The organism is Vagococcus sp. 211, from assembly GCF_056322705.1.
In genome coordinates this window covers 1,138,520-1,162,295 of record NZ_CM150475.1, presented here as the reverse complement: position 1 = coordinate 1,162,295, position 23,776 = coordinate 1,138,520, and the positions used below count along the sequence as shown (strand labels likewise).

Below are 23,776 nucleotides of genomic sequence, written 5' to 3'. Positions count from 1 at the left end.
TCAAGGAGGAAAGACAAATGAAATTATTAATGATAGAAGACAATGAATCTGTAGCAGAGATGATGCAGATGTTTTTCTTAAATGAAAACTGGGATGTTACCTTTAAATATGACGGAAAAGAAGGGCTAGATGCCTTTTTAGAAGCACCTGAGAGTTGGGAAATGATTACCCTCGATCTGAACTTACCTACAATGGACGGGGTATCTGTGTGCCGAGAAATCCGCAAAGTGTCATCAACGGTTCCAATCATTATGCTGACAGCAAGAGATTCTGAAAGCGATCAAGTGATTGGGTTAGAAATGGGCGCGGATGATTACGTAACCAAACCCTTCAGTCCATTAACGCTGATTGCTCGTATCAAGGCCTTGCACCGTCGTGCCGTATTGGCAGAAGAAAATGGAGGGGCGCAACAAACAGCCGATGAGGCATTTGATGTGGTAACGTCTCATTTTAAAATGAATGTTAGTACTCGAGAAGTGTATTTAGACGAAGAATTAATCGAAGGCTTAACGCCAAAAGAGTTTGACTTATTGTTAACATTAGCTAAAAAACCACGCCAAGTTTTCTCTCGTGAGAAATTGCTAGAATTAGTCTGGGATTATCAATATTTTGGTGATGAGAGAACAGTGGATGCCCACATTAAGAAACTAAGACAAAAAATTGAAAAAGTAGGACCTCAAGTGATTCAAACCGTGTGGGGGGTTGGCTACAAATTTGATGACTCTGGAGTCGGTCAATAATGCGTTACCTATTGCAACAAATGATTGGCTTTTTTACCATTATTTTAACGGTCTTAGTTATCTTTGGCTTAACCTTTACGAAAATCACCAAGACAACCATGAAGGAAACAACGTATCAGCAACTGGAAGGCTATACAACCAACGTGTTGGAGAATTCGAGAACCCAGAATTGGACCTTGGCGGATTCTTTGGATACGTCCACTGCTGTGCTTCAAAACCAGAGCGTGAGTTTTATTCTACTGGATGCAGACAGAGTAGCGACTTACCCGCCTAGCTTTGCGGGACAAAAAGGGGACGGCTTTGTCTCTGAAGAAGATTTAGAAAATTTTAAAAAGAACGGGAAACCGATACAAAAAACAATTGCAAGTAAAGACATCAATGGGAAGAAAATGACCATGGCAGTCCACATGCAACCTCTTTTTTCAGAACCGAATTTTCATTTTCAAGGCTTGATGTTAACCTATCAACCGGCAAGTAACATTGACAAAAGTGTGAACGAGCTGACTCAGAATCTGTTTAAAGGCTTTATATTGTCTACGTTGATTGCGTTATTGATTAGCTATATTTTAGCCAAATTCCAAGTGAACCGAATCAATCGCATGCGAAGTGCGACAACTCAGATTGCTTCTGGGAATTTTGATGTGCATTTAGAGGTCAATAACAACGATGAGTTAGACGATTTGGCAGAAGATTTTAACCAAATGGCTGTGTCTTTAAAAGAGTCACAAGAAGAGATTCAGCGACAAGAAGAACGTCGCCGTAACTTTATGGCGGATGTGGCACATGAGATGCGGACGCCTTTAACCACAATTAATGGCTTGTTGGAAGGGATTTATTATGGGGCGATACCAAAGGATCAAGAGCAAAAATGCATTGAATTGATGCAAAGTGAGACGAACCGTTTGATTCGTTTAGTGAATGAGAACTTGGATTACGAAAAAATCTTAACGAACCAAATCAGTATTGTGGTACAACAACTGAATGGAACGAAAATTTTGGCCACCTTAGTGGAGCAGTTGTCAGGTAAATCTCATGATAAAAACAACGAACTGGTTCTTTTGACAGAGGACAACATTGAAGTTTGGGCCGATTACGACCGCTTTGTTCAAGTCATGGTCAACATTATCACTAATGCCATTCAGTTTACTGAAAACGGCCGGATTACGATTGCCATCGAGCGAGGGTACAAGGAAAGTATTGTGACCATTAGGGATACAGGAATTGGCATGAGCGAGGAACAGCAATTGAATATTTGGGACCGGTATTACAAGGCAGACCCTTCTCGTAAGAATACGAAGTACGGGGAATCTGGTTTGGGGTTACCGATTGTGGATCAGTTGGTACGTTTGCACAAGGGGCGGATTGATGTTACCAGTGAATTAGGTGAAGGAACGACCTTTGCGGTGCATTTTCCAGATAAATTAGAAGAAAGTAGTGAGGAAGGATAGTCTAACTATCCTTTTTTACTACCTCCGTTTCTCATAATCTGTTACAATCAATGTATTATTAAAAGTAGGTGGATAAAAAATGTCAGAAAATTATAGTTACCCAATCAATAGCGAATGGCGCACAGAAGAGTTGATTGCTGTGATGGGCATGTGGACCATGGTAGAGCGTGCGTACGAAGAAAAAGTGATGGTCGAGGATATCCTAGCCGCACATAAAGAGTTTAAAGCCGTTGTTAAAAGCATTGGCGAAGAACGAGAATTAGGGAATTCCTTTGAAGAAGGGACGGGTTATTCCTTATACCGCGTCATGCAAGCGGCTAGAAAACAAGGAACAGGGGTTTTCAATAGAAAGGATTTAAAAAAATGAGTCAACACACCACATTAATGAATCAGGTTCATGACTGGGTGCTAGAAGCAGGGGAGAGAATCAAAGACACGTTGTCTTCTCCCATTATGGTGGAGGAGAAAACCGATCGCCGTGATTTAGTTACCAATGTCGATAAAGAGACAGAAGCCTTTTTAGTGGCTAAAATTAAGACCCACTATCCGGAAGATCAAATTATCGGAGAAGAAGGCCTCGGCACGAATCCCACAAGTACGAAGGGCCGTATTTGGGTGATTGATCCGATTGACGGTACCATGAATTTCGTCACACAACAAGAGAATTTTTGTGTGATGATTGGTATTTTTGAAGAGGATGTCCCTGTTTTAGGCTTTATTTATAATGTGATAAAGGGTGAGTTTATCTATGGTGGCAAGGCAGTTGGCGTATTTTTAAATGAAAAAGAGTTGCCAATGGTTGACAACACACCATTAGAAAGTGGTATTATAGGAGTCAATGGCTGGATGTTTGCGAATAACATTGATCATACGCAAGAAATCGCATTCTCTGGTTTAGGTGTTAGGATGTTTGGTTGTGCCGGTTTAGACTTTTTGGATGTGCTGAGAGGGAAGCAAGTTGCTTATATTTCAAATCTCGCCCCTTGGGACTTTGCCGCAGGTGTTGCGTTGAGTGAACCGTTAGGCTTAGTGTGTCGTAATCTAGATGGTTCAACCTATGATATTCTTGGTGGCAGAACCAAGTTTATTGTTGCAACAGAGCAGGCTTTTAACACAATTTATAAAAAATTTATTAAATAAAAGTGAAAATGAAAAGTTTTCACTTTTTTTCAGGCACAAACTTTGTTATAATAAACAGTCGGCATTTTTAAGGACAGTCAAGTTGTCTATGCTTTAAGTAGAGTAAGGAGAAAAAAACATTGAAATTAAGAGAAGAATTACGTAATGTGGCAATCATTGCCCACGTTGACCACGGTAAAACAACGTTAGTTAACGAATTATTGAAACAATCAAACACATTAGATGGTCATACACAAATCCAAGAACGCGCAATGGATTCAGGGGATATTGAAAAAGAACGTGGTATCACGATCTTAGCTAAAAATACAGCCATCAATTACAAAGACAAACACATCAACATTTTAGATACACCAGGACATGCGGATTTTGGTGGAGAAGTTGAACGTATTATGAAAATGGTTGATGGGGTTGTGCTTGTAGTCGATGCCTACGAAGGAACAATGCCTCAAACACGTTTCGTACTTAAAAAAGCGTTAGAGCAAAAATTAACACCAATCGTAGTTGTTAACAAAATTGACAAAGCAACAGCACGTCCAGCAGAAGTTATTGATGAAGTATTAGAATTATTCATCGAATTAGGCGCTGACGACGATCAATTAGAATTCCCTGTTGTTTATGCTTCAGCAGTTAACGGAACATCAAGTTTATCTGATGACCCAACTGACCAAGAAGAAACAATGGATTACATCTATGATGCTATCTTAGATCACATCCCAGCACCAATCGATAACAGCGAAGAACCATTACAATTCCAAGTATCATTATTAGATTATAGTGACTATGTTGGACGTATTGGTATCGGACGTGTGTTCCGTGGAACAATCAAAGTTGGGGACCAAGTAGCCTTAATGAAACTTGACGGAGAAGTTAAAAAATTCCGTGTTACTAAATTATTAGGTTTCTTAGGATTAGACCGTGTGGAAATCCAAGAAGCGAAAGCGGGAGATTTAATCGCCGTTTCAGGTATGGAAGACATCTTCGTTGGGGAAACAGTAACACCTGTAGACCACCAAGACGCTCTACCAACTCTATTTATCGATGAGCCAACACTACAAATGACGTTCTTAGTTAACAACTCGCCATTTGCTGGTAAAGAAGGTAAATACGTAACATCTCGTAAAATCGAAGAACGTCTACTAAGTCAATTACAAACAGACGTGTCATTAAAAGTTGAAGAAACAGAATCTCCAGACAAATGGATTGTTTCTGGTCGTGGGGAATTGCATTTATCAATCTTAATCGAAAATATGCGTCGTGAAGGCTTTGAGTTACAAGTATCACGTCCAACAGTAATCTACCGTAAAATCGATGGCGTTGATTGTGAGCCATTTGAACGCGTTCAAATCGACACACCTGAAGAATACATGGGTGGCGTTATTGAATCAATGGGTCAACGTAAAGGTGAAATGCAAGACATGATTAACTCAGGAAATGGTCAAGTACGTTTAATCTTCTTGACACCAGCTCGTGGTTTAATCGGTTACTCAACTGAATTCATGTCTCTAACTCGTGGTTATGGTATCATGAACCACACCTTTGATTCATACTTACCAGTTATTTCTGGTTTAGTAAGTGGACGTCGTAACGGTGCTTTAGTATCAATCGATCAAGGTAAAGCAACGACTTACTCAATCATGAGTATCGAAGAACGTGGAACAGTGTACGTTGAACCAGGTACTGAAGTATACGAAGGAATGATCGTTGGTCAAAACAGCCGCGAGAATGACTTAGGGGTTAATATTACTAAAGCAAAACAAATGACTAACGTTCGTTCTGCTAATAAAGACCAAACATCAGTTATCAAAAAACCAAAAATTCTTACATTAGAAGAATCATTACAATTCTTAAATGATGATGAGTACTGTGAAGTAACACCAGAAAGCGTTCGTTTAAGAAAACAAATCTTAAACAAATCAGAACGTGAAAAAGCTGCAAAACGTAAAAAAACAGCTGAATAATGTGTCTGTTAAAGAGGTTGCCTTAAAAGGCACCTCTTTTTTTGCCTAAAAAAATAGGGCGGTTCTAAAGACAGAACCGTCCTATTTTTAATGATTAAACATTGAAGATATCTACACCGTTGTTAGCCAAGGTGCTCTTGTAGCCTTCGTCAAACTCCTTGTCCGTAATAATGCCATCTAAATCTTCTAGATGAGCATAGGTAAGTAACGTTGACTTACTGAATTTGCTTTCGTCTGTTAACAGGTAAATTTTATTAGCTTTAGAGACGATGCTCTTTTTGATTTCATACTCCATAAAGTCTGAATTCATTAAGCCATTGTTAACAGAAACAGCTGTAGCAGCCATAAAGGCTTTAGAGATGTTGTACTTCTCAATCACGTGATCAGGGGTTAAACCGACAAATGAGCGAGTTTCCCGTTTGAAGATATTCCCAATTAAAAAGACGGAGACATTATCAAAGGTTTCTGACTTTAATACCACATCCAGACTGTTGGTGATAATCGTTAAGGAAATATCATGTTTCAAATAATCTAAAATGTATTTAGTCGTTGTCCCTGAATCGATGTAGATTAAATCCCCATCTTCAATTAAACTAGCAGCTTTTTCTGAGATAACTTTTTTAATGTTTTTATTTTCAACATTGCGGTTTTCAAAAGAGACAAGGTCATTTTTCTTCACACTAACGCCGCCATAGACTTTTTCAAATCGAGGATCTTTGATTAACTTCGCCACATCTCGGCGAACCGTGTTCATCGATACATTGAAATGGTCTTCCAATTCCTTTAAGGTTACATTCTCTTTATCGAGGATGTATTCCTTGATTAGGTCAATTCTTTTTTCTTTCATATCAGAACCCCATTTTTATTATGATACTAAAACTTTACCATAACTTTGCTAATTTATCAATAGATTATCATTTATGGTCTTTTTGTGGCTATATCAACAAATAAAACAAAATAAAACAAAAAAACCATTGACTAACTTGGGTAAGTTGTGTTAAATTCTAACTATAAGTTAACCAATTAAAACGCTTCATAATGATTAAATTGGTTAAATAATGAGCGGAGGATGGAAATGACAACAGTGAGAAAACTAAAAAACTTTATTGGTGGCCAGTGGGTAGAAAGTAATACAACGCAATATGAGGATGTATTCAACCCTGCAACAAAAGAAATCATGTGTCAGGTACCTATATCTACAAGAGCAGATTTAGATAAAGCGGCAGAAGTTGCCCAAGAAGCTTTCCTAGAGTGGAAAGAAGTGGCAGTGCCAAGACGTGCTCGTGTGTTATACAAATTTCATCAATTATTAATGGAGAACAAAGATGAGTTGGCTCGTCTTGTAACGATTGAAAATGGAAAGGCTTTATCGGAGTCTTACGGAGAAGTGCAACGTGGGATTGAAAACGTTGAATTCGCAGCAGGGGCACCAACTCTGATGATGGGTGATAGTTTATCATCAATTGCCACAGATGTTGAAGCGACCACTTACAAGTACCCAATTGGGGTTATTGGTGGCATCACACCTTTCAACTTCCCAATGATGGTTCCTTTCTGGATGTTCCCAATGGCCATTGTGACAGGTAACTCAGTGGTTATGAAGCCATCTGAACGTACACCGATGTTAATGGAGAAGGTTGTCGAGTTATTACATGAAGCAGGCTTACCTAATGGTGTATTCAACATTGTTTACGGTGCTCACGATGTGGTAAATGGTATTTTAGAGCACCCACACATCAAAGGAATCTCTTTTGTAGGGTCTAAACCAGTTGGGGCATACGTTTACCGTGAAGGGTCTAAGAACCTAAAACGCGTGCAAGCCTTAACAGGAGCGAAGAACCACACGATTGTTTTAAATGATGCCAACCTAGACGACGCTATGCCAGCCATTGTTGGAGCGGCATTTGGTTCAGCGGGTGAGCGTTGTATGGCCGCTGCGGTTGTTACCGTTCAAGAAGGCATTTACGACGAATTCATGAGCCGTCTGGTTCAAGAAGCCAAAGACATTAAAATGGGTAACGGCCTAGAAGATGGTGTCTTCTTAGGACCTGTGATTCGTGAGGACAACTTAACACGTACTCTAGGCTACATTGAAAAAGGGGTAGAAGAAGGAGCTAAACTAGCCATTGATGGCCGTGAAACAATCAATGAAGAAGGCTACTTTGTTGGGCCTACGATCTTTGAAGGTGTCACAACAGACATGACGATTTGGCAAGAAGAGTTGTTCGCGCCTGTCTTATCCGTGATGAAGATTAAGGACCTTAAAGAAGGAATGGCTATTGCCAACCAATCGGAGTTTGCGAATGGGGCATGTTTATTTACAAACAATGCAGCAGGCATCCGCTACTTCCGTGAGAACATTGATGCAGGTATGTTGGGAATTAACCTAGGCGTACCAGCACCGATGGCAATGTTCCCATTCTCAGGATGGAAATCATCATTCTACGGTACTTTACCAGCGAACGGTAAAGCAGGAATGGAATTCTATACACGTAACAAAGTAGTAACAGCACGCTTATCAAGAGACGACATCTAACTAAAAAAACAGACACCAGCCTAGAGAGTATTTTCTAGGTTGGTTGTAAATAAGAAGGGGAATTGTCATGACTGAGAAAAAATTTGATTTAATCGCAATCGGAAGAGCTTGTGTGGATTTAAATGCAGTAGAATATAACCGTCCTATGGAAGAAACCATGACGTTTAGTAAATACGTTGGAGGTTCTCCGGCGAATATCGCTATTGGTGCGTCTAAATTAGGGTTGAACTGTGGGTTCATCGGTAAAGTACCAGACGATCAACATGGCCGTTTTATTACAACTTATATGGGAAACGTCGGGGTAGACACAAGTAATTTTGTTCTAGATACACAAGGACGCAAAACGGGTCTTGCTTTCACGGAAATCTTAAGCCCAGAAGAATGTAGTATTTTAATGTACCGTGATGAGGTAGCGGATCTATACTTAGAACCTAGTGAAGTGGATCCAGAGTACATTAAATCAGCTAACATGCTAATCGTATCAGGAACAGGATTGGCGCAAAGCCCTTCTCGTGAAGCGGTCTTAAAATCAGTATCTGTTGCCAAAGAAAATGGAGTTAAAGTGGTCTTTGAATTAGATTACCGTCCATACACTTGGAAAAACGCAGAAGAGACCTCTGTTTATTACAAAATCGTTGCTGAGCAATCAGACATTGTTATTGGAACACGTGATGAGTATAATATGTTAGAGAACGTAACAGAAGGTGACAACGATAACACGGTTGCTTACTTGTTCGCGCATGCCCCAGAATTAGTGGTAATCAAGCACGGGGTACAAGGCTCTTATGCCTACACTAAAGAAGGAGAAACCTTCCAAACAAAAGCGTACAAATCAAACGTTCTAAAAACATTTGGTGCGGGAGATTCTTATGCAGCAGCCTTCTTATATGCTCTTAACGCTGGAAAAGGCATTGAAGCAGCTCTTAAATATGGTAGCGCTTCAGCAGCTATTGTTGTCAGCAAACACAGTTCATCAGAAGCAATGCCAACGGTTGCGGAGATTGAGCAACTGATGGAAGATCAAAAATAAATCGTCTGATAGGTTACAAAAAATGAATCTAATAAAGAGCGGGAGCTGAAAAAGAAATGAGTAAAGAAACAGTCATTGGTGTTATTGGTGGAGGACGTATCGGGAAACTACACACACACAACTTAGTTCAAATGAAAGACGTACGCGTGAAATATGTGGCAGATATCTTTGCAGACAAGATGCCAGATTTTGAGAAAGAAACAGGGGTTCCGTTGATTTCTGATTTTAACACGATTTTTGAAGACCCAGAAATTGATGTGGTGTTCATTTGTACGCCAACAGATACTCACGTTGATTTAATCAAGCGTTCAGCAGCAGCAGGCAAACATATTTTCTGTGAAAAACCAATTAGTTTTTCAGATGAAGAAACATTAGAAGCCTATGAAGCTGTAACAAAAGCTGGGGTAAAATTCCAAATTGGGGTTAACCGTCGTTTTGACCGCAACTTTGCCCAAGTCAAAGATCATGTGGACACAGGAGCAATTGGCGACATTCAATTATTACGCATTGATTCACGTGACCCAGAAGCGCCACCTTTATCATACGTTGAGTCATCAGGCGGACTATTCTTTGACATGATGATTCATGACTTTGACATGGCTCGTTTCATTACTGGGAGCGAAGTAGAAGAAGTTTTTGCTACAGGTGATGCCTTGGTGAACCCTGAAATTAAAGGAATTGATGTGGACACAGCGATTGTGACATTGAAATTTGAAAATGGCTGTCTTGGTGTGATTAGTAATAGTCGTCAAGCGGTTTATGGTTACGATCAACGCTTAGAAGCTTTTGGTTCTAAAGGAGCATCAGAAGCAGAAAACGAATTAGTCAACAACGTTAAACTATCTAACAAAGAAGGGGTACATAGCCAAAACCCGCTGCATTTCTTCTTAGAACGTTACAACAACGCGTATATTGAAGAAGTGCAACAATTCTTAGATGCGATTCAACAAGACACAGAAACACCGGTTACTTTTGTTGATGGTATCATGGCGCAACGTTTGGCTTTTGCAGCGAACGAATCATTAAAAACAGGTCAACCTGTGAAAGTACAAAAACTATAATCATTTATTACACAACTTAACTGACATAAAACACCTGGAAAAGCTATACACATAGACTTTCTAGGTGTTTTTCTATTTTTTCGAGGTCTTTCTCAAGTGTTTTGAGAATTATGTGGTAAAATGGGAAAAGACATCCGTTCATTCGGAACAAATATGAGTGAAAACGAGGGATTCCTTGATGACAATAACATTACGAGACATAGAAAAGATATTAAAAGAACATGATTTATTAAAAGAATTTACTTACGAGTCCCATTGGTTTTTTAACTTACCTGTAGCAGATAGAACCTTGACACACATTACCTATGATTCAAGAACCGTCACACCAGACAGTTTATTCTTCTGTAAAGGCTTTGGTTTTAAAGAGGAGTACTTACAAAAAGCCATGACTGAAGGGTTAGAGATTTATGTATCCGAAGAAGTCTATGATACGCAAAAAGGGCTAGGGATTATTGTGACCAACGTCAGACAAGCCATGGCAGTGCTGAGTATGGCTTTCTATGATAACCCTCAGGATAAATTGACCTTGATTGCTTACACAGGAACCAAAGGCAAGACCACGTGTGCTTACTTTACTAAGTTCATTTTAGACCATCACACGGATCAAAAAACAGCGATTTTTTCCACGATGAACACCAGTTTAGATGGAAAAACCTATTTTAAGTCAGCCTTAACCACACCGGAATCGATTGACCTGTACCGCATGATGCAAGAAGCCGTGGACAATGGTATGACACACTTGATTATGGAAGTCTCGTCTCAAGCCTACAAAGTGGAGCGAGTGTACAATTTAATGTTTGATGTGGGTATTTTCTTAAATATCTCTCCGGATCACATTAGCCCAATTGAACATCCTACTTTTGATGACTATTATTACTGCAAACGTCAGTTGATTCGCCATTCGAAACAGATGGTTTTAAATGTGGACTGTCAGGACTATACTTTGCTAAAAGAGATGTGCGAAGGTTATAATGTGCCTTACCTTTCTTATGGTAGTCAAGAAAATCACCCAGATGTTTATTGGACACAGGGGGCTGATGATGCCTTAAGTTTTGATGTGGCAACAAGAACAGAGTCTCTACCAGTGAACCCAAGAGGGAATTACCGAATTAACTTAATGGGGGACTTCAATAAAGACAACGCTGTGGCCAGTATTTTGGCGTCTCAACTGGCAGGGGCAACGGTTCAAGAGGCTCAGTTAGGACTAGGTGACGCTCTCGTTCCAGGTCGAATGGAACAGCTAACCCATAAAAATGGGGCACGAATCTTTGTTGATTACGCCCACAATTATGTGAGTTTACAACAATTGCTAAGTTTTGCTAAAGCAGACACTAAAGGCCGTATTATTACGGTTTTAGGAAGTCCAGGAGATAAGTCTATTTCAAGAAGAGCGGACTTTGGTCATGTTTTATCAGAATTGACAGACGTGGTCATTTTAACAGCAGATGATCCAGGCCATGAATCGCCAGAAGCGATAGCACAAGAAATTTCAGCTCATATTACAACAGACCGTGTGGAACAAGTGATGGTCATGGACCGTGAAGAAGCGATTCATAGAGCGATTGAGATGAGTCAATCAGGAGATTCTGTGATTATTGCTGGAAAAGGGCGAGATGCTTATCAAAAAGTAAATGGAGTGGATGAACCTTATTTAGGGGATTACACTATTGCAGAAGGCATCGTTGGCAAATGAAAAATGAGGCAACCTTAAGGGTTGGCCTCATTTTTTTCTGCTTCAAAGGTGATGTAAAACTGATGGGGACTATCTGAGGATAGTTTTTGGATGTGTTGCAATAAAAGGAGTAACCAACTAAAAGCCAAGGCGAAGGCAATGAGTTCAAAAGCCGTTAAAGATAAGTAGCCAATCGTTTGGAATAACACATTAGCTATCACAAGGATAATGGCCATAGAATAAGAAAAAAATAAAAATTCCTTGGTCACTTTTGGCAACAACCATTTAATGCCTATAATCAAGATAACGATGAGATAGACAAGCCACGTGGCTGATTTAGTATGGAGCAGATGCAGTTGTCCACGCCCGTTGTTCGGGAAAAAGCCTACTCCGGCTAAAGAAATGGCCACAAGGGTTAAGAGAATTCTTAAAATTAGCAATTTGAGAGAATCATGTTCTGTGTGTTTCAATGATTCGAACAAGTAGTCAATCAAAGCAATCATTAAAAAGGCGGAAAGCATTAAGGTTAAATTAAATTGCCAACTGCTTGAGGCTTCATTGGTGCCGAGATAACTAAAGTTATGTTGCCACCACCTTGTTTGGCTATTGGTTATCATAGCGAAAAAGACGCCGCTAATAATAACGGTAATGAGTAATTTAATAATCATATCTGATGAAAAAGATAAGGCAGCGATAATCATGACATAGTTAATAATGGCCATAAAGACTGCGAAAATAGCGGTAGCTGTGTAGTAATCAAAGCTCGCCCCCTCAAACACCGTGCCTAGCACCCAAAAAAAGCCCAATAAAACGAGTAACAAGATCACCACAAACGAAAAAATAATCGTAGGAACGTTACGCCAGTGAATTTTTCTGAGTTCGTCATTGTCGGTCCGTCGTTTCATCTTAATAAAGAAAAAAGAAAAGGAAATCATCCCGCTTGTCAATCCTAGGAGGATAATCATGCTAGCAATGGATTTATCCCCGTTCATTGGAACTTGATAGCGCCCAGTCTCATAAAAGGTCATAAAAAAGATGAGACTTGTTATTAGGACGGGAAGGATAAACCACCGCAAGGAAATTTGTTGACTCTCTAGGGGCTTGTTGGTACTTTCAATAACGAGTTTGTGTTGTTGCTTCTTTAACAGATAAGTGTCTTCTTTGGATAAATTGAGCTGTTCGAGCCAGTCTTCTGGTAAAGAAACCTGTTTTGTCGTCTTCATATCATCACTCCTATGTGTCAGTTATTGCTTATTATCATAGCATAGATTCTCTCTAAAGATAATGAAGGGACAGATTAAAATGAGTGCTTTTTAGTTGGATGATGATGATAATATGACTTGACTATACCAAAGCCTTCACTCCATGTTATAATATTGGTATTATTTAGGATAATAGGAAGTTTGAGAGAGGTGTTAGAAAGATGGAGTGTCCAAAATGTCATTACAACGGCTCTCGTGTTGTTGATAGCCGCCCAGCAGATGACGGTCGCGCGATACGTCGCCGCCGAGAATGTGAAGAGTGTACCTTCCGTTTTACAACTTTTGAAAGAGTGGATGTGGCTCCTTTACTTGTGGTGAAGAAAAACGGTGCACGAGAAGAATTTAATCGAGAAAAAATATTACGTGGTTTGATCCGTTCTGCAGAAAAGCGACCTGTGTCCTTAGAACAGATGGAACAAGTGGTAGAACGCGTCGAAAATAGAGTGAGAAACATTGGCGAAAACGAGGTATCCACCACGGATATTGGAGAATACGTGATGGAAGACCTTGTTAACCTTGACGAAATTGCGTACATTCGTTTTGCTAGTGTTTATCGTCAGTTCAAAGACATGAGTGTGTTTTTAAAAGAGTTACAAGAAATCATTGATAAAGAAACCGATGATAAGTAAGAAAGAAAGGGAGGTGCAACAATGAATGATCCATGGAAACATTTAAAACCCAGAGATTATTACACGGTGGTCTTGAATGATTGGATAACCGATACAGACATAAAAATTATTAACCGCTTGTATCAGCCCATCATTGGCACCGATGCTTTCGCTTTGCTCCATTCCTTATTTATCGAAGCAGAAACAGGCCTAAAAGGAAACCAACGCCATAATGTGTTGTTGAACCGATTAGATATTGGGCTTCCAAGACTCTATGAGGCCCGGTTGAAACTGGAAGGGATTGGGCTGATGACCAGTTACGTCAAACCTTTGGACGAGGACCATCACTTTATGTATGTGTTACAAAAACCTTTAGAGCCGAAAGTATTCTTAAAAGATGATGTCTTGTCTTTGTTATTGTTAGAAAAAATCGGGGAAGACGCTTTTCTAGCCCTGAGAGACTCTTTCTTAAAAAGGATAGACATAGCTCCAGATTATCAACCTATCACGAAGAAGTTTCTTGACGTCTATCAGGTGAATTCGTACCAACTGGAAAGCCATGAAGCGTTATTAAAGCATGAAGGCATTGAAGAAAGTGCGTCTAAAGACAAAGGAATAGAGTTGGATATAAAGAAAGAAACCTTTGATTGGGATTTCTTTAAGAGCTTACTAAAAGGGATGCCGATTAGCCCAGATACCATGGAAAAAGAACTGCAAAAAAGCATTGATACTTTCCATTATCTATATGGCATCGATGAGATGGTCATGTCTGATTACATCCAACGCGCCTTTGATTTTGTGACAGGTACTATTAATATTAGCGAATTTAAGAAAAGTGTCTACAAGGAATACCATCAAAAGAAACGCCCGAAAGAACCCTTACAAGCCCCTGTTGTTTCTAGGGAGGAAGAAGTGGCGTCTAAACAAATGAGCTTAAGGGAAACAGAATTGAGCCGTTTGGGGTATTCTAAAGGGGAAGTGGGTGTGTTGATTGCCTGTGAAAAAACCCCGCCTATGGTCTTTTTGAAAGCCATTAAAAAGCAAAAAAATGGGTATGTTGCCAATAATGAGCGGTGGACCATAGAGAATCTGAAGAATCAGTCTGGTTTGCCTAATAGTGTGATTAATATGTTGATTCATTATATGCTCGTTGTCCAAGGAAACAGCTCCCTGAATCAAAACATGGTTAACAGTATTGCGAACGACTGGGCTCAAAGTAAGGTAAAAACCGCTGAAGAAGGCCTTCAAAAAGTCAAAGCGCTAAAACAAGAAAAAGAAGCGGCACCTAAAAGAAACACCTATAGTAAAAAAGGGGGACAAGGAAAATCGTCCCGTAAAGAAACCTTGCCTGATTGGGCCAAAGAGGGAAACGCGAAAGTAGAAACCCCTGTTTCTGCCGAAGACCAAGCCTTTTTTGAAGAACAACTACGCTTATTACAAACAAAATCAGGAGGTGACTCATAATGGATCATATTGGTAAAGGCATTGAACATACCTTTAAGAAAAGAGGCTTCTCTAAAAAGTTTGATGATTTAATGGAAGAAGCTCTGCGAGATCCTGATGTGCAATTGTTTATCGCTAACAACCGAGAGCGTCTAACGGATGAAGACATTGTCAGAAGTTATTCGAAGCTTTATGAATTTGTGCAAGAGAAGAAAAAATTTGAATCGAACAATCACACCATGCTTGCTCCTGGTTACCAACCCGCCTTATTTATCAATCATCATTACATTGATGTGACCTATATGCCCACAGAGAGGCTGATAGAGGAGAGAAAAGCTGCTGAGGTACGTAACCGAGTAAAAGCGATGGACATGCCTAAGGACATACGAGAAGCCCGTCTTGACCGCTTTGAGATGACCAATGAACGGAAAGAAGCTTTTTCAGAAGCCATTCAGTTTGTTAACCAGTACGAAAGTAATCCTAAAGGCTTCCATAAAGGATTGTACCTTCAAGGGACTTTCGGTGTAGGCAAGACCTATTTGTTAGGAGCTATTGCTAATGCTTTGGCAGAAAAGGGCTTTTCTACGACTCTGGTTCACTTTCCAACCCTTGCAGTGGAAATGAAGCAAGCCATTGGGAAGGATAACCTAGGAGAGAAAGTAGAAAGCATTAAGAACGCGCCTATTTTGATGTTAGATGATATCGGGGCAGATTCCATGAGTAGCTGGGTCAGAGATGATATTTTAGGTGTTATCTTACAGTACCGAATGCAAGAACAACTGCCCACATTTTTCTCGTCGAACTTTAACATGGCGCAGTTAGAAAACGAGCATTTAAGGTATTCTCAGCGAGGAGAAGATGAACCGTTGAAAGCAAAACGCATCATGGAACGGGTGCGTTATTTATCAAAAGAAATCAACATGATTGGGCAAAATCGTCGTCAAGGCTAGAGGCTCTTTGTTTTTTAGTAAAAACTGATTGACAAAGGGATAGTCCCCTAGTATAATTATTTTTGTTGCTTAAGGGGTGAGTATATGAAGTGGGCATTAAGTGAGCTTAATAAATTTAAAAACGATCAACTAAGATTTACCGAAACCATTGATTTAGAAGAATCACTAAAACAAAGAGAACCACAAATTTTAGCTGTTGAACCTATTCGTGTAGATGGCTTTATCCAAGTCGACACTGGTCGATACTTGGCACATTTCACAATGGACACCGTGCTAACATTACCCTCATCACGATCTTTAACACCAGTTAAGTATCCATTAACTTTAACGATCGATGAAGATTATATGACAGAGAGCACGTACGCGGGCTTAGCTGATATCTCAGAAGATGAAAAAAGTTTAATCATGGTCTTAGAAAAAGATTTGATTGATTTAACTGAAGCCGTTGAAGATTTCATTCTATTGAATTTGCCATTGCAAATTTTAACAGAAGAAGAGATGACAACAACCGACCTTCCAAAAGGTGAATTTTGGAACGTTATTTCTGAAGAAGATTTGAAAGCCAAGAAACATTTGGACGAATTAGAATCAGAAGATAAAATTGATCCTCGTCTTGCGAAATTATCAGAGTTATTACTTAACGACGATAACGAGTAAGATTGGAATATATATGTAATTTTACATATACTCAGATTTAAGGAGGTGTTTAAGAATGGCAGTACCAGCAAGAAAAACGTCAAAAGCCAAAAAAGCAAGACGCCGTACTCATTACAAATTGTCTGCACCAGGTTTAACAACTTGTAGCAACTGTGGTGAAATGAGAAAAAGCCATCACGTTTGTCCTTCATGCGGACATTATGACGGGAAAGACGTTATGAACAAAGAAGCGTAAAACATTTTAATGAAAATGTCAAAACCATAGACTAACCATGGAAGTCTATGGTTTTTTTGTGCGCTCAAAAGAGTGTTTCTTGATGGTTAAGTTGGTTAAGTGGGATAAATCAGTAGGAATTATTGACTTTAATCATTTAAAGTTGTAATATTTAGATGTGAACATAATCAATGTAACCAAAAGATGACATTATTTTTGGTTAAATAAAGGAGAGTAATTATGGTTAGGAAATTAAAGAACTTTATTGGCGGTCAATGGGTAGAGAGTCATACCACGCACTATGAGGATGTACTTAACCCTGCAACGAAGGAAGTTATGTGCCAGGTCCCTTTATCAACACGTGAAGACTTAGACAACGCAGCAGAGGTTGCTCAAACAGCATTTATGGAGTGGAAAGAAGTTGCTGTTCCTAGACGTGCCCGTATTTTATATAAATTTCATCAATTACTCACTGAAAATAAAGATGAGTTGGCTCGTCTTGTAACGATTGAAAATGGAAAGGCTTTATCAGAGTCTTATGGTGAAGTGCAACGTGGGATTGAAAACGTTGAATTCGCAGCAGGGGCACCAACCCTTATGATGGGTGATAGCCTGTCATCAATTGCCACAGACGTTGAAGCCACAACGTATAAATACCCAGTAGGAGTAGTGGGTGGTATCACACCTTTCAACTTCCCAATGATGGTTCCTTTTTGGATGTTCCCAATGGCGATTGCTACAGGTAATACAGTAGTCATGAAGCCATCAGAACGTACACCGATGTTAATGGAAAAAGTCGTAGAGTTACTACATGAAGCAGGTTTGCCTGATGGTGTGTTTAACATTGTTTACGGTGCTCATGATGTGGTGAATGGTATTTTAGAACACCCATATATTAAAGCGATTTCATTTGTTGGGTCTAAACCTGTTGGTGCGTATGTGTACCGTGAAGGGTCTAAGAACTTGAAACGTGTCCAAGCCTTAACAGGGGCGAAGAACCACACGATTGTTTTAAATGATGCGAACTTAGATGACGCCATGCCGGCTATTGTTGGTGCAGCATTTGGTTCAGCGGGTGAGCGTTGTATGGCCGCTGCGGTTGTTACCGTTCAAGAAGGGATTTATGACGAGTTCATGGGCCGTTTGGTTCAAGAAGCGAAAGACATTAAGATGGGGAATGGTTTAGACGAAGGGGTCTTCTTAGGACCTGTGATTCGTGAGGACAACTTGACACGTACCCTAGGGTATATCGACAAAGGAGTAGAAGAAGGGGCTAAATTAGCCATTGACGGCCGTGAAACAGTCAATGAAGAAGGCTACTTTGTTGGGCCTACAATCTTTGAAGGTGTCACAACTGAGATGACGATTTGGCAAGAAGAACTCTTCGCACCCGTTTTATCCGTGATGAAGATCAAAGACTTAAAAGAAGGGATTGCTATTGCCAACCAATCAGAATTTGCGAATGGGGCATGTTTATTTACAAACAACGCCGCAGGTATCCGCTACTTCCGTGAGAACATTGATGCAGGCATGTTAGGAATCAATCTAGGCGTACCCGCACCGATGGCAATGTTCCCATTCTCAGGATGGAAATCATCATTCTACGGTACTTTACCAGCAAATGGTAAAGCAGGCATGGAATTCTACACACGCAACAAAGTAGTAACAGCACGCTTATCAAGAGACGATATCTAATAAAAAAATAAGAAGGTGAGGGACATTCCCTCCCTTTATTTCTATGTGAGACAGAAAGGATTAAGATAACAATGGCTAAATTAAAAAGAGTGGTAGAAGCAAACAAAATTAATGACTTAGTAACAGAAAAACAACACGTAACGCGAGAAAATGCGGGACTTGAGTACATTGAATCTCGTTCTTTAGGTTTGGACCAAGGGGGAGAATACACAGAAACTCTTGATGGGTTAGAAGTGTGTGTTGTCGCACTGACAGGACGTGTGACGGTTTCTGACGGTGAGCAAACCTTCTCATCTATTGGTACCCGTGACTCTGTTTTCGAAAAATGCCCGACGGACTCAGTGTACGTGGCCTCAGGTAAAACCATCACTGTAACAGCAGAAAGCACAGCGAAAGTATTGTTATGTTACGCACCGTCAACGGCAGATTTACCAACCACATTAATCAAAGCCTCTGATAATACAATAGAGCACCGTGGTAAATACAACAACAAACGCCAAGTTCATAACATTTTAGATGACCAAAGTCCGATTTCAGATAAATTAATTGTAGTAGAAGTGTACACAGGTGGCGGAAACTGGTCAAGCTACCCACCACACAAACATGATCAAGACAATTTACCTTACGAATCATTTTTAGAAGAAACCTATTACCATGAAGTGAACCCACCTCAAGGGTTTGTTTTCCAACGCGTGTACACAGATGATCGTAGTTTAAACGAAACCATGACTGTTGAAAACGAAGAAATGGTGATCGTTCCTGTAGGTTACCACCCAGTTGCAGTTCCTGATGGGTATGAATCGTATTACTTGAACATTATGGCTGGCCCAACGAAAAAATGGCAATTTCATAATGACCCAGATCACGAATGGATTTTATCTCGTGACTAAGATTACCAACAAAAAAAGGCTTAACCTGAGAGGTTAGGCCTTTTTTACTTGTGTTAACTTAATTCACCTGTTAAGAACTGCGCGCGACCGAAGCCGAAACTCCAATCTTCGTCATCATTAATCACAAAATTAATCATCACGTTTTCTGGTTTGATACCTAAGTGTGTCTCGTAAGATTCTACTAACTCCTTATATAGGGCTACTTTTTGTTCTTTTGGACGAGGACGACTTACCACGGATACTAAGATGCGCTCAGAGTCTCTAGTGAAACCTAAATCCACATCTTTCATCACAAGTGTGTGCTCCTCATATTCTGAAACAGTTTGGAAACGGTCGCCTGGTGGAAGGTTCAAACTTTTAACAAATACCTCGTGAGAGAGATCTAATAATTGTTGAATGTCTTCCTTTGATTTTCCTTTAACGATGTTGAATTGTACTAATGGCATACTGATTCCTCCTATAAATGATGCACGATAATATCGTGCTCGTTGAAATAATCTAAATAATCTTGCGTTACCTGGAAGTCTGTGAACACATCACTCACTTGGTGGAGGGATGCGAAGGTAAACAGATTGGATTTATTAAATTTGCTTTGATCAGCGAGTAAATAAACCTTTGATGCCTTTCCAACGATTTGTTTTTTCATTTCATATTCAAGAATATCAGCATTCATTAATCCGTTATCAATCGACACTGCCGTAGCAGAAATAAACGCCTTTGACACGTTGTACTTATCAATAATTTGATTTGGTGAAATCCCTACAAATGAACGGGTTTTCTTTCTGAAGATGTTACCAAAAGCAAACAGTGACATGTTAGGGAAGTGTTCCGCTTTCACTATCACGTCTAAACTATTCGTAATGACTGTAATGTTAATATCTTTATCCAAGAAATCGAGAATATACTTGGTCGTTGTTCCAGAATCAATGTAAATTAAGTCGCTATTGTTAATTTGGGCAGCTGCCTCTTTAGCAATGCTCATCTTAATGTCTCGATTCTTAACGCTTCGGTTTTCGTAAGACACAATGGGGTTTTCTTTAACTTGAATGCCACCATAGACTTTTTCGAAGCGAGGATCATCCAATATGAGTGAAATGTCACGTCTAATCGTGTTCATGGATACATTAAAGGTGGTTTGTAGTTCTTTTAATGAGACTTGCTCGTTGTGCAAAATATAATCCTTAATCTTGTCATTCCTTTTCTCTTTCATACAAATCTACCATCTTTTCTCATTTAGTTATAAGGTCATCATAGCATTTATGGTTAACTTAATCAAGAATTAGTCACGATTTAACTATTTTTATTGTCCTTGAGTGGCTTTATTTAAGTGTATCTGTTTCACAAAGACTAATATAAGCTTGTTATCTCAATGAATTAACTAACTTTCCTTATTTTTGATTAAATTAACATTCATATTGACCAATTGTTGGTTGATATGATATTATATGCCATAGATGATGATGAATTTCTGGTTATCTTTTCGTTGTTGTCCTTTTTATTAAAACTCTTTTGAAAGGGTTTTATCGAGAACGTATAGGAGGGAAATAATGTGGCAAAAACGGTTAAAGTAGGAATTATTGGCTTAGGAAGATTAGGGAAAGCCCACGCGCAGAATTTGGCGTTTAATGTACCAAATTGCGAATTATATGCAGCATGTAGCATGATAGAAGATGAGTTGGATTATGCCAAACGTGAATTAGGAGTAGAAAAAGTCTACACAAATTACGATGACATGGTGAAAGATGAGGCCATTGATGCGGTATTTATCGTTTCACCTTCAGGATTACATTGTGAGCAAATTCAAAAAGCCATGGAGCAAGGAAAACATGTCTTTTCAGAAAAACCGATTGGCCTTGATATTCCAGAAATCAATCAAACCATTGATGTGATTAATGCACACCCAGAGCAACTTTTTATGCTAGGTTTCATGCGTCGTTACGATGAATCGTACCAATACGCTAAAGAAATGGTAGACCGTGGCGATCTAGGTGAGTTGACAGTGGTCAGATGTTACGGGATTGACCCAAGTGATGGGTTAGAAAGTTTTGTTAAATTCGCTGGAGCAAGTAATAGCGGTGGTTTATTCGCGGATATGTCGATTCATGACATTGACTTACTGCGCTGGTTTACGAATAAAGAAGCTAAAAAAGTGTGGGCCATTGGTAAAAATGCGGCTTATCCAGAATTAGATGCCGTAGGAGAGCTTGAAACAGGGGCTGCAATGGTTCAAATGGAAGATAAAACCATGGGTATTTTAGTCGCTGGACGTAACAGTCAACATGGTTACCACGTTGAAACAGAACTTATCGGAACAAAAGGCATGCTACGAATTGCCCAAGTCCCTGAGAAGAATTTAGTGACATTAATGAATGAACATGGGATTGTTCGTCCAACATCACAAAACTTCCCAGAACGTTTCGCCCAAGCTTTCATTAACGAAACGAAAGAGTTCATTCAATGTATTCTTGAAGGACGTCAACCAGGAGTGGGAGCTGTCGACGGCTTAGAGTCTACACGAGTGGCAATCGCTTGCCAACGCTCTTATGAAACCGATGAATTAGTGAGTTTAAAAGAAATTAATTAACATAAACTTGAGGAGGATGTATTAACATGACAATCAAATTAGCAATCGCACCTATCGCATGGACAAACGACGACATGCCAGAATTGGGAAAAGAAAACAGTTTCGAGCAATGTATTAGTGAAATGGCGTTATCAGGCTTTGTGGGAACTGAAATTGGGAACAAATACCCACGAGACCCAGAAACATTAAAAAGCTACTTAGAACCCCGAGGCTTATCAGTAGCAAGTGCTTGGTTTAGTGCCTTTTTAACGACAAAACCTTTTGAAGAAACGGCTGAAGCTTTTATTGAGCACCGTGATTTCTTACATGCCATGGGAGCGAAAGTGATTGTTGTTTCTGAGCAAGGTCACAGCGTTCAAGGGCAAATGGACACACCCGTGTTTGATCAAAAACCCGTTTTTACCGATGAAGAATGGGTAAAATTAACAGAAGGTCTAGAAAAATTAGGCGAGTTGGCGCAAGAAAAAGACATGGCCATTGTTTACCATCACCATATGGGAACTGGGGTCCAAACAACAGAAGAAATCGAGCGTCTAATGGCTAATACAGATCCTAACAAAGTATCTCTATTATACGATACAGGTCATTTAGTATTTTCTGGGGAAGACCCAATCGAGATTTATGATTTGCACAAAGACCGTATTAAACACATTCACTTTAAAGACATTCGTGAAGATAAAATGGCTGAAGTAACGGCTAACAGCATGAGCTTTTTAAATGGCGTTAAAGAAGGTGTCTTTACGGTACCTGGTGACGGTATGATTGACTTCGCACCTATTTGGGACAAAATCAAAGCCGACAACTATGAAGGATGGATTGTGGTTGAAGCAGAACAAGACCCAGCAAAAGCAAATCCCTTCATTTATGCGCAAAAAGCACGTACTTACATTAAGGATGTTACAGGTTTATAAATCAGTCAGGGAGTGTGTTGAATGCAGCGAGAGATTGGTATTTGTCTATGGACATTAGGGATAAGCGACATGGATGAGCAATGTCGTCTAGCGAAAGAATTAGGCGTTGATGGTGTAGAAATAATAGGAGATGTAACCATACCTCCTAGTCTGGTCAAAGACATACTCAAAAAGCATAACCTATCTGTTTTATCCGTTACTCCTGAGAACAAAGATATTTCGAGTGAGAATGAAGCAGTACGCCTTGAAGCTGTGAATTACTTTAAGGCGTTACTATCTTGGGCAAGTGAGATTGATGCCCCGAGAATCTGCTTACACGGTGAGGTTGGAAAAGTAGCTGGTTCAGGTAACGAGGCTTTGGATTGGTCTTTATTGGTTCAGAGTACGAAAGAGATTATGACAGAAGCTAGTAAATACGAGATACCTGTTGTATTTGAACTCCTGAATCGTTACGAAAACCACCAAATGAACCGAGTGGTAGAAGGGCTGGCTTTGGTAGAGGAAGTCGATTCACCTTTGTTAAGTTTACTTCTAGATGCTTATCACATGAACATTGAAGAACCAAATCCTGTTCGTAGTATAGAACAAGCAGGGAGACACTTAGGGGTGTATCATTTGGCAGACTCCAACCGTGAAGGAATGGGGCGTGGGCATAGTCAGTTAATAGAACAAGTAAGTATGCTTGATAGGATTGGCTATACAGGCCCGATCATCATGGAGATGTCCGCAGATGGACCGGATCCTTTTACGCCAATCAAAAGGGGAGATTACGTTGAAAGAGTTTTATTCTTTTACCGTGATACCTTGGAAAAACTCGCTGTCAGACTGACTGAATAAAAAAGAGTGAAGCTTTTATGAAAAGGCTTCACTTTTTTATTGGTAACTTCGTTTGATAAAGGGGAGTTAAGTTTTATTTGTTAACAAAAAGAGTGGCTATTGTGCTCAATTGCACCTTAAGTTGATTGACAATATACCAA

At 39.7% G+C, this 23,776-nt stretch carries 23 protein-coding genes; 19 read left to right on the top strand and 4 right to left on the bottom strand.

Annotation, left to right across the window (positions count from 1 at the left end):
- The first annotated feature begins 17 nt into the window (after window positions 1-17).
- The 5 genes from ACVWM0_RS05715 (at window position 18) to typA (ending at window position 5,286) form a co-directional block, all read left to right on the top strand.
- Complete coding sequence (locus ACVWM0_RS05715; RefSeq protein WP_476471686.1) at window positions 18-740, top strand: winged helix-turn-helix domain-containing protein; 723 nt, start codon at window positions 18-20, stop codon at window positions 738-740.
- Window positions 740-2,188 carry an ATP-binding protein gene (locus ACVWM0_RS05710; protein WP_476471685.1) on the top strand — a complete coding sequence of 483 codons (1,449 nt, stop codon included), beginning with the start codon at window positions 740-742 and terminating at the stop codon, window positions 2,186-2,188. Before ACVWM0_RS05715 ends, ACVWM0_RS05710 begins: the two co-directional genes overlap by 1 nt.
- Before the next feature lie 79 nt (window positions 2,189-2,267).
- The gene (locus ACVWM0_RS05705) at window positions 2,268-2,555 is read left to right on the top strand and encodes a UPF0223 family protein (RefSeq protein WP_476471684.1); all 288 of its coding nucleotides are present in this window, start codon (window positions 2,268-2,270) and stop codon (window positions 2,553-2,555) included.
- Complete coding sequence (locus tag ACVWM0_RS05700) at window positions 2,552-3,328, top strand: inositol monophosphatase family protein (protein ID WP_476471683.1); 777 nt, start codon at window positions 2,552-2,554, stop codon at window positions 3,326-3,328. The genes ACVWM0_RS05705 and ACVWM0_RS05700 overlap by 4 nt, the downstream gene beginning before the upstream one ends.
- A gap of 119 nt (window positions 3,329-3,447) precedes the next feature.
- Window positions 3,448-5,286: a translational GTPase TypA gene (typA, locus tag ACVWM0_RS05695; protein WP_476471682.1), complete on the top strand. Its 1,839-nt coding sequence runs from the start codon at window positions 3,448-3,450 to the stop codon at window positions 5,284-5,286.
- Window positions 5,287-5,380: 94 nt separating this feature from the next.
- Here the strand turns inward: typA and ACVWM0_RS05690 are convergent, their stop codons facing one another.
- Window positions 5,381-6,133 (bottom strand): DeoR/GlpR family DNA-binding transcription regulator, encoded by a 753-nt coding sequence (locus tag ACVWM0_RS05690; protein ID WP_476471681.1) that lies wholly within the window; start codon window positions 6,131-6,133, stop codon window positions 5,381-5,383.
- Between the two features lie 228 nt (window positions 6,134-6,361).
- On the opposite strand from ACVWM0_RS05690, the gene ACVWM0_RS05685 reads away from it, so the two are divergent.
- The 4 genes from ACVWM0_RS05685 to ACVWM0_RS05670 all read left to right on the top strand — a co-directional run bounded on the left by ACVWM0_RS05685 (window position 6,362) and on the right by ACVWM0_RS05670 (window position 11,606).
- Window positions 6,362-7,822, top strand: a complete 1,461-nt coding sequence (locus ACVWM0_RS05685) for a CoA-acylating methylmalonate-semialdehyde dehydrogenase (protein ID WP_476471680.1) — start codon at window positions 6,362-6,364, stop codon at window positions 7,820-7,822.
- Window positions 7,823-7,889: 67 nt separating this feature from the next.
- Window positions 7,890-8,852 carry a 5-dehydro-2-deoxygluconokinase gene (iolC, locus tag ACVWM0_RS05680; protein WP_476471679.1) on the top strand — a complete coding sequence of 321 codons (963 nt, stop codon included), beginning with the start codon at window positions 7,890-7,892 and terminating at the stop codon, window positions 8,850-8,852.
- 56 nt (window positions 8,853-8,908) lie between these two features.
- Entirely contained in the window at window positions 8,909-9,913 is a 1,005-nt protein-coding gene (gene iolG / locus ACVWM0_RS05675; protein WP_476471678.1) for an inositol 2-dehydrogenase, read from the top strand.
- A gap of 178 nt (window positions 9,914-10,091) precedes the next feature.
- Window positions 10,092-11,606 (top strand): UDP-N-acetylmuramoyl-L-alanyl-D-glutamate--L-lysine ligase, encoded by a 1,515-nt coding sequence (locus ACVWM0_RS05670; protein WP_476471677.1) that lies wholly within the window; start codon window positions 10,092-10,094, stop codon window positions 11,604-11,606.
- Window positions 11,607-11,620: 14 nt separating this feature from the next.
- On the opposite strand, the gene ACVWM0_RS05665 is transcribed toward ACVWM0_RS05670, so the two are convergent.
- The gene (locus ACVWM0_RS05665) at window positions 11,621-12,808 is read right to left on the bottom strand and encodes a DUF998 domain-containing protein (protein ID WP_476471676.1); all 1,188 of its coding nucleotides are present in this window, start codon (window positions 12,806-12,808) and stop codon (window positions 11,621-11,623) included.
- A 200-nt stretch (window positions 12,809-13,008) separates the two neighbouring features.
- Between ACVWM0_RS05665 and nrdR the strand changes: the two genes are divergently transcribed.
- From nrdR to iolB, 7 genes are all read left to right on the top strand, one after another.
- Complete coding sequence (gene nrdR / locus ACVWM0_RS05660) at window positions 13,009-13,476, top strand: transcriptional regulator NrdR (RefSeq protein ID WP_476471675.1); 468 nt, start codon at window positions 13,009-13,011, stop codon at window positions 13,474-13,476.
- A gap of 21 nt (window positions 13,477-13,497) precedes the next feature.
- The gene (locus ACVWM0_RS05655; protein ID WP_476471674.1) at window positions 13,498-14,919 is read left to right on the top strand and encodes a replication initiation and membrane attachment family protein; all 1,422 of its coding nucleotides are present in this window, start codon (window positions 13,498-13,500) and stop codon (window positions 14,917-14,919) included.
- Entirely contained in the window at window positions 14,919-15,848 is a 930-nt protein-coding gene (gene dnaI / locus ACVWM0_RS05650; protein ID WP_476471673.1) for a primosomal protein DnaI, read from the top strand. The genes ACVWM0_RS05655 and dnaI overlap by 1 nt, the downstream gene beginning before the upstream one ends.
- 84 nt (window positions 15,849-15,932) lie before the next feature.
- Window positions 15,933-16,505: a YceD family protein gene (locus ACVWM0_RS05645; RefSeq protein ID WP_476471672.1), complete on the top strand. Its 573-nt coding sequence runs from the start codon at window positions 15,933-15,935 to the stop codon at window positions 16,503-16,505.
- Between the two features lie 55 nt (window positions 16,506-16,560).
- Window positions 16,561-16,740, top strand: coding sequence for a 50S ribosomal protein L32 (gene rpmF / locus ACVWM0_RS05640; protein WP_476471671.1), 180 nt, complete (start codon window positions 16,561-16,563; stop codon window positions 16,738-16,740).
- Between the two features lie 219 nt (window positions 16,741-16,959).
- Window positions 16,960-18,414, top strand: coding sequence for a CoA-acylating methylmalonate-semialdehyde dehydrogenase (locus tag ACVWM0_RS05635; RefSeq protein WP_476471670.1), 1,455 nt, complete (start codon window positions 16,960-16,962; stop codon window positions 18,412-18,414).
- A gap of 71 nt (window positions 18,415-18,485) precedes the next feature.
- The gene (gene iolB / locus ACVWM0_RS05630) at window positions 18,486-19,304 is read left to right on the top strand and encodes a 5-deoxy-glucuronate isomerase (protein WP_476471669.1); all 819 of its coding nucleotides are present in this window, start codon (window positions 18,486-18,488) and stop codon (window positions 19,302-19,304) included.
- A gap of 53 nt (window positions 19,305-19,357) precedes the next feature.
- Here the strand turns inward: iolB and ACVWM0_RS05625 are convergent, their stop codons facing one another.
- Both ACVWM0_RS05625 and ACVWM0_RS05620 read right to left on the bottom strand, forming a co-directional pair.
- Entirely contained in the window at window positions 19,358-19,750 is a 393-nt protein-coding gene (locus tag ACVWM0_RS05625) for a tautomerase family protein (RefSeq protein ID WP_476471668.1), read from the bottom strand.
- An 11-nt stretch (window positions 19,751-19,761) separates the two neighbouring features.
- A complete protein-coding gene (locus ACVWM0_RS05620; protein WP_476471667.1) occupies window positions 19,762-20,514 on the bottom strand; it encodes a DeoR/GlpR family DNA-binding transcription regulator in 753 nt (250 codons plus the stop codon).
- Window positions 20,515-20,853: 339 nt separating this feature from the next.
- Between ACVWM0_RS05620 and iolG (ACVWM0_RS05615) the strand changes: the two genes are divergently transcribed.
- From iolG (ACVWM0_RS05615) to ACVWM0_RS05605, 3 genes are read left to right on the top strand one after another with little or no spacing between them, the layout of a single operon-like run.
- Window positions 20,854-21,888: an inositol 2-dehydrogenase gene (iolG, locus tag ACVWM0_RS05615; protein ID WP_476471666.1), complete on the top strand. Its 1,035-nt coding sequence runs from the start codon at window positions 20,854-20,856 to the stop codon at window positions 21,886-21,888.
- 26 nt (window positions 21,889-21,914) lie between these two features.
- The gene (gene iolE / locus ACVWM0_RS05610) at window positions 21,915-22,799 is read left to right on the top strand and encodes a myo-inosose-2 dehydratase (protein ID WP_476471665.1); all 885 of its coding nucleotides are present in this window, start codon (window positions 21,915-21,917) and stop codon (window positions 22,797-22,799) included.
- Between the two features lie 21 nt (window positions 22,800-22,820).
- Complete coding sequence (locus ACVWM0_RS05605; protein WP_476471664.1) at window positions 22,821-23,636, top strand: sugar phosphate isomerase/epimerase family protein; 816 nt, start codon at window positions 22,821-22,823, stop codon at window positions 23,634-23,636.
- The last annotated feature ends 140 nt before the right edge of the window (window positions 23,637-23,776 follow it).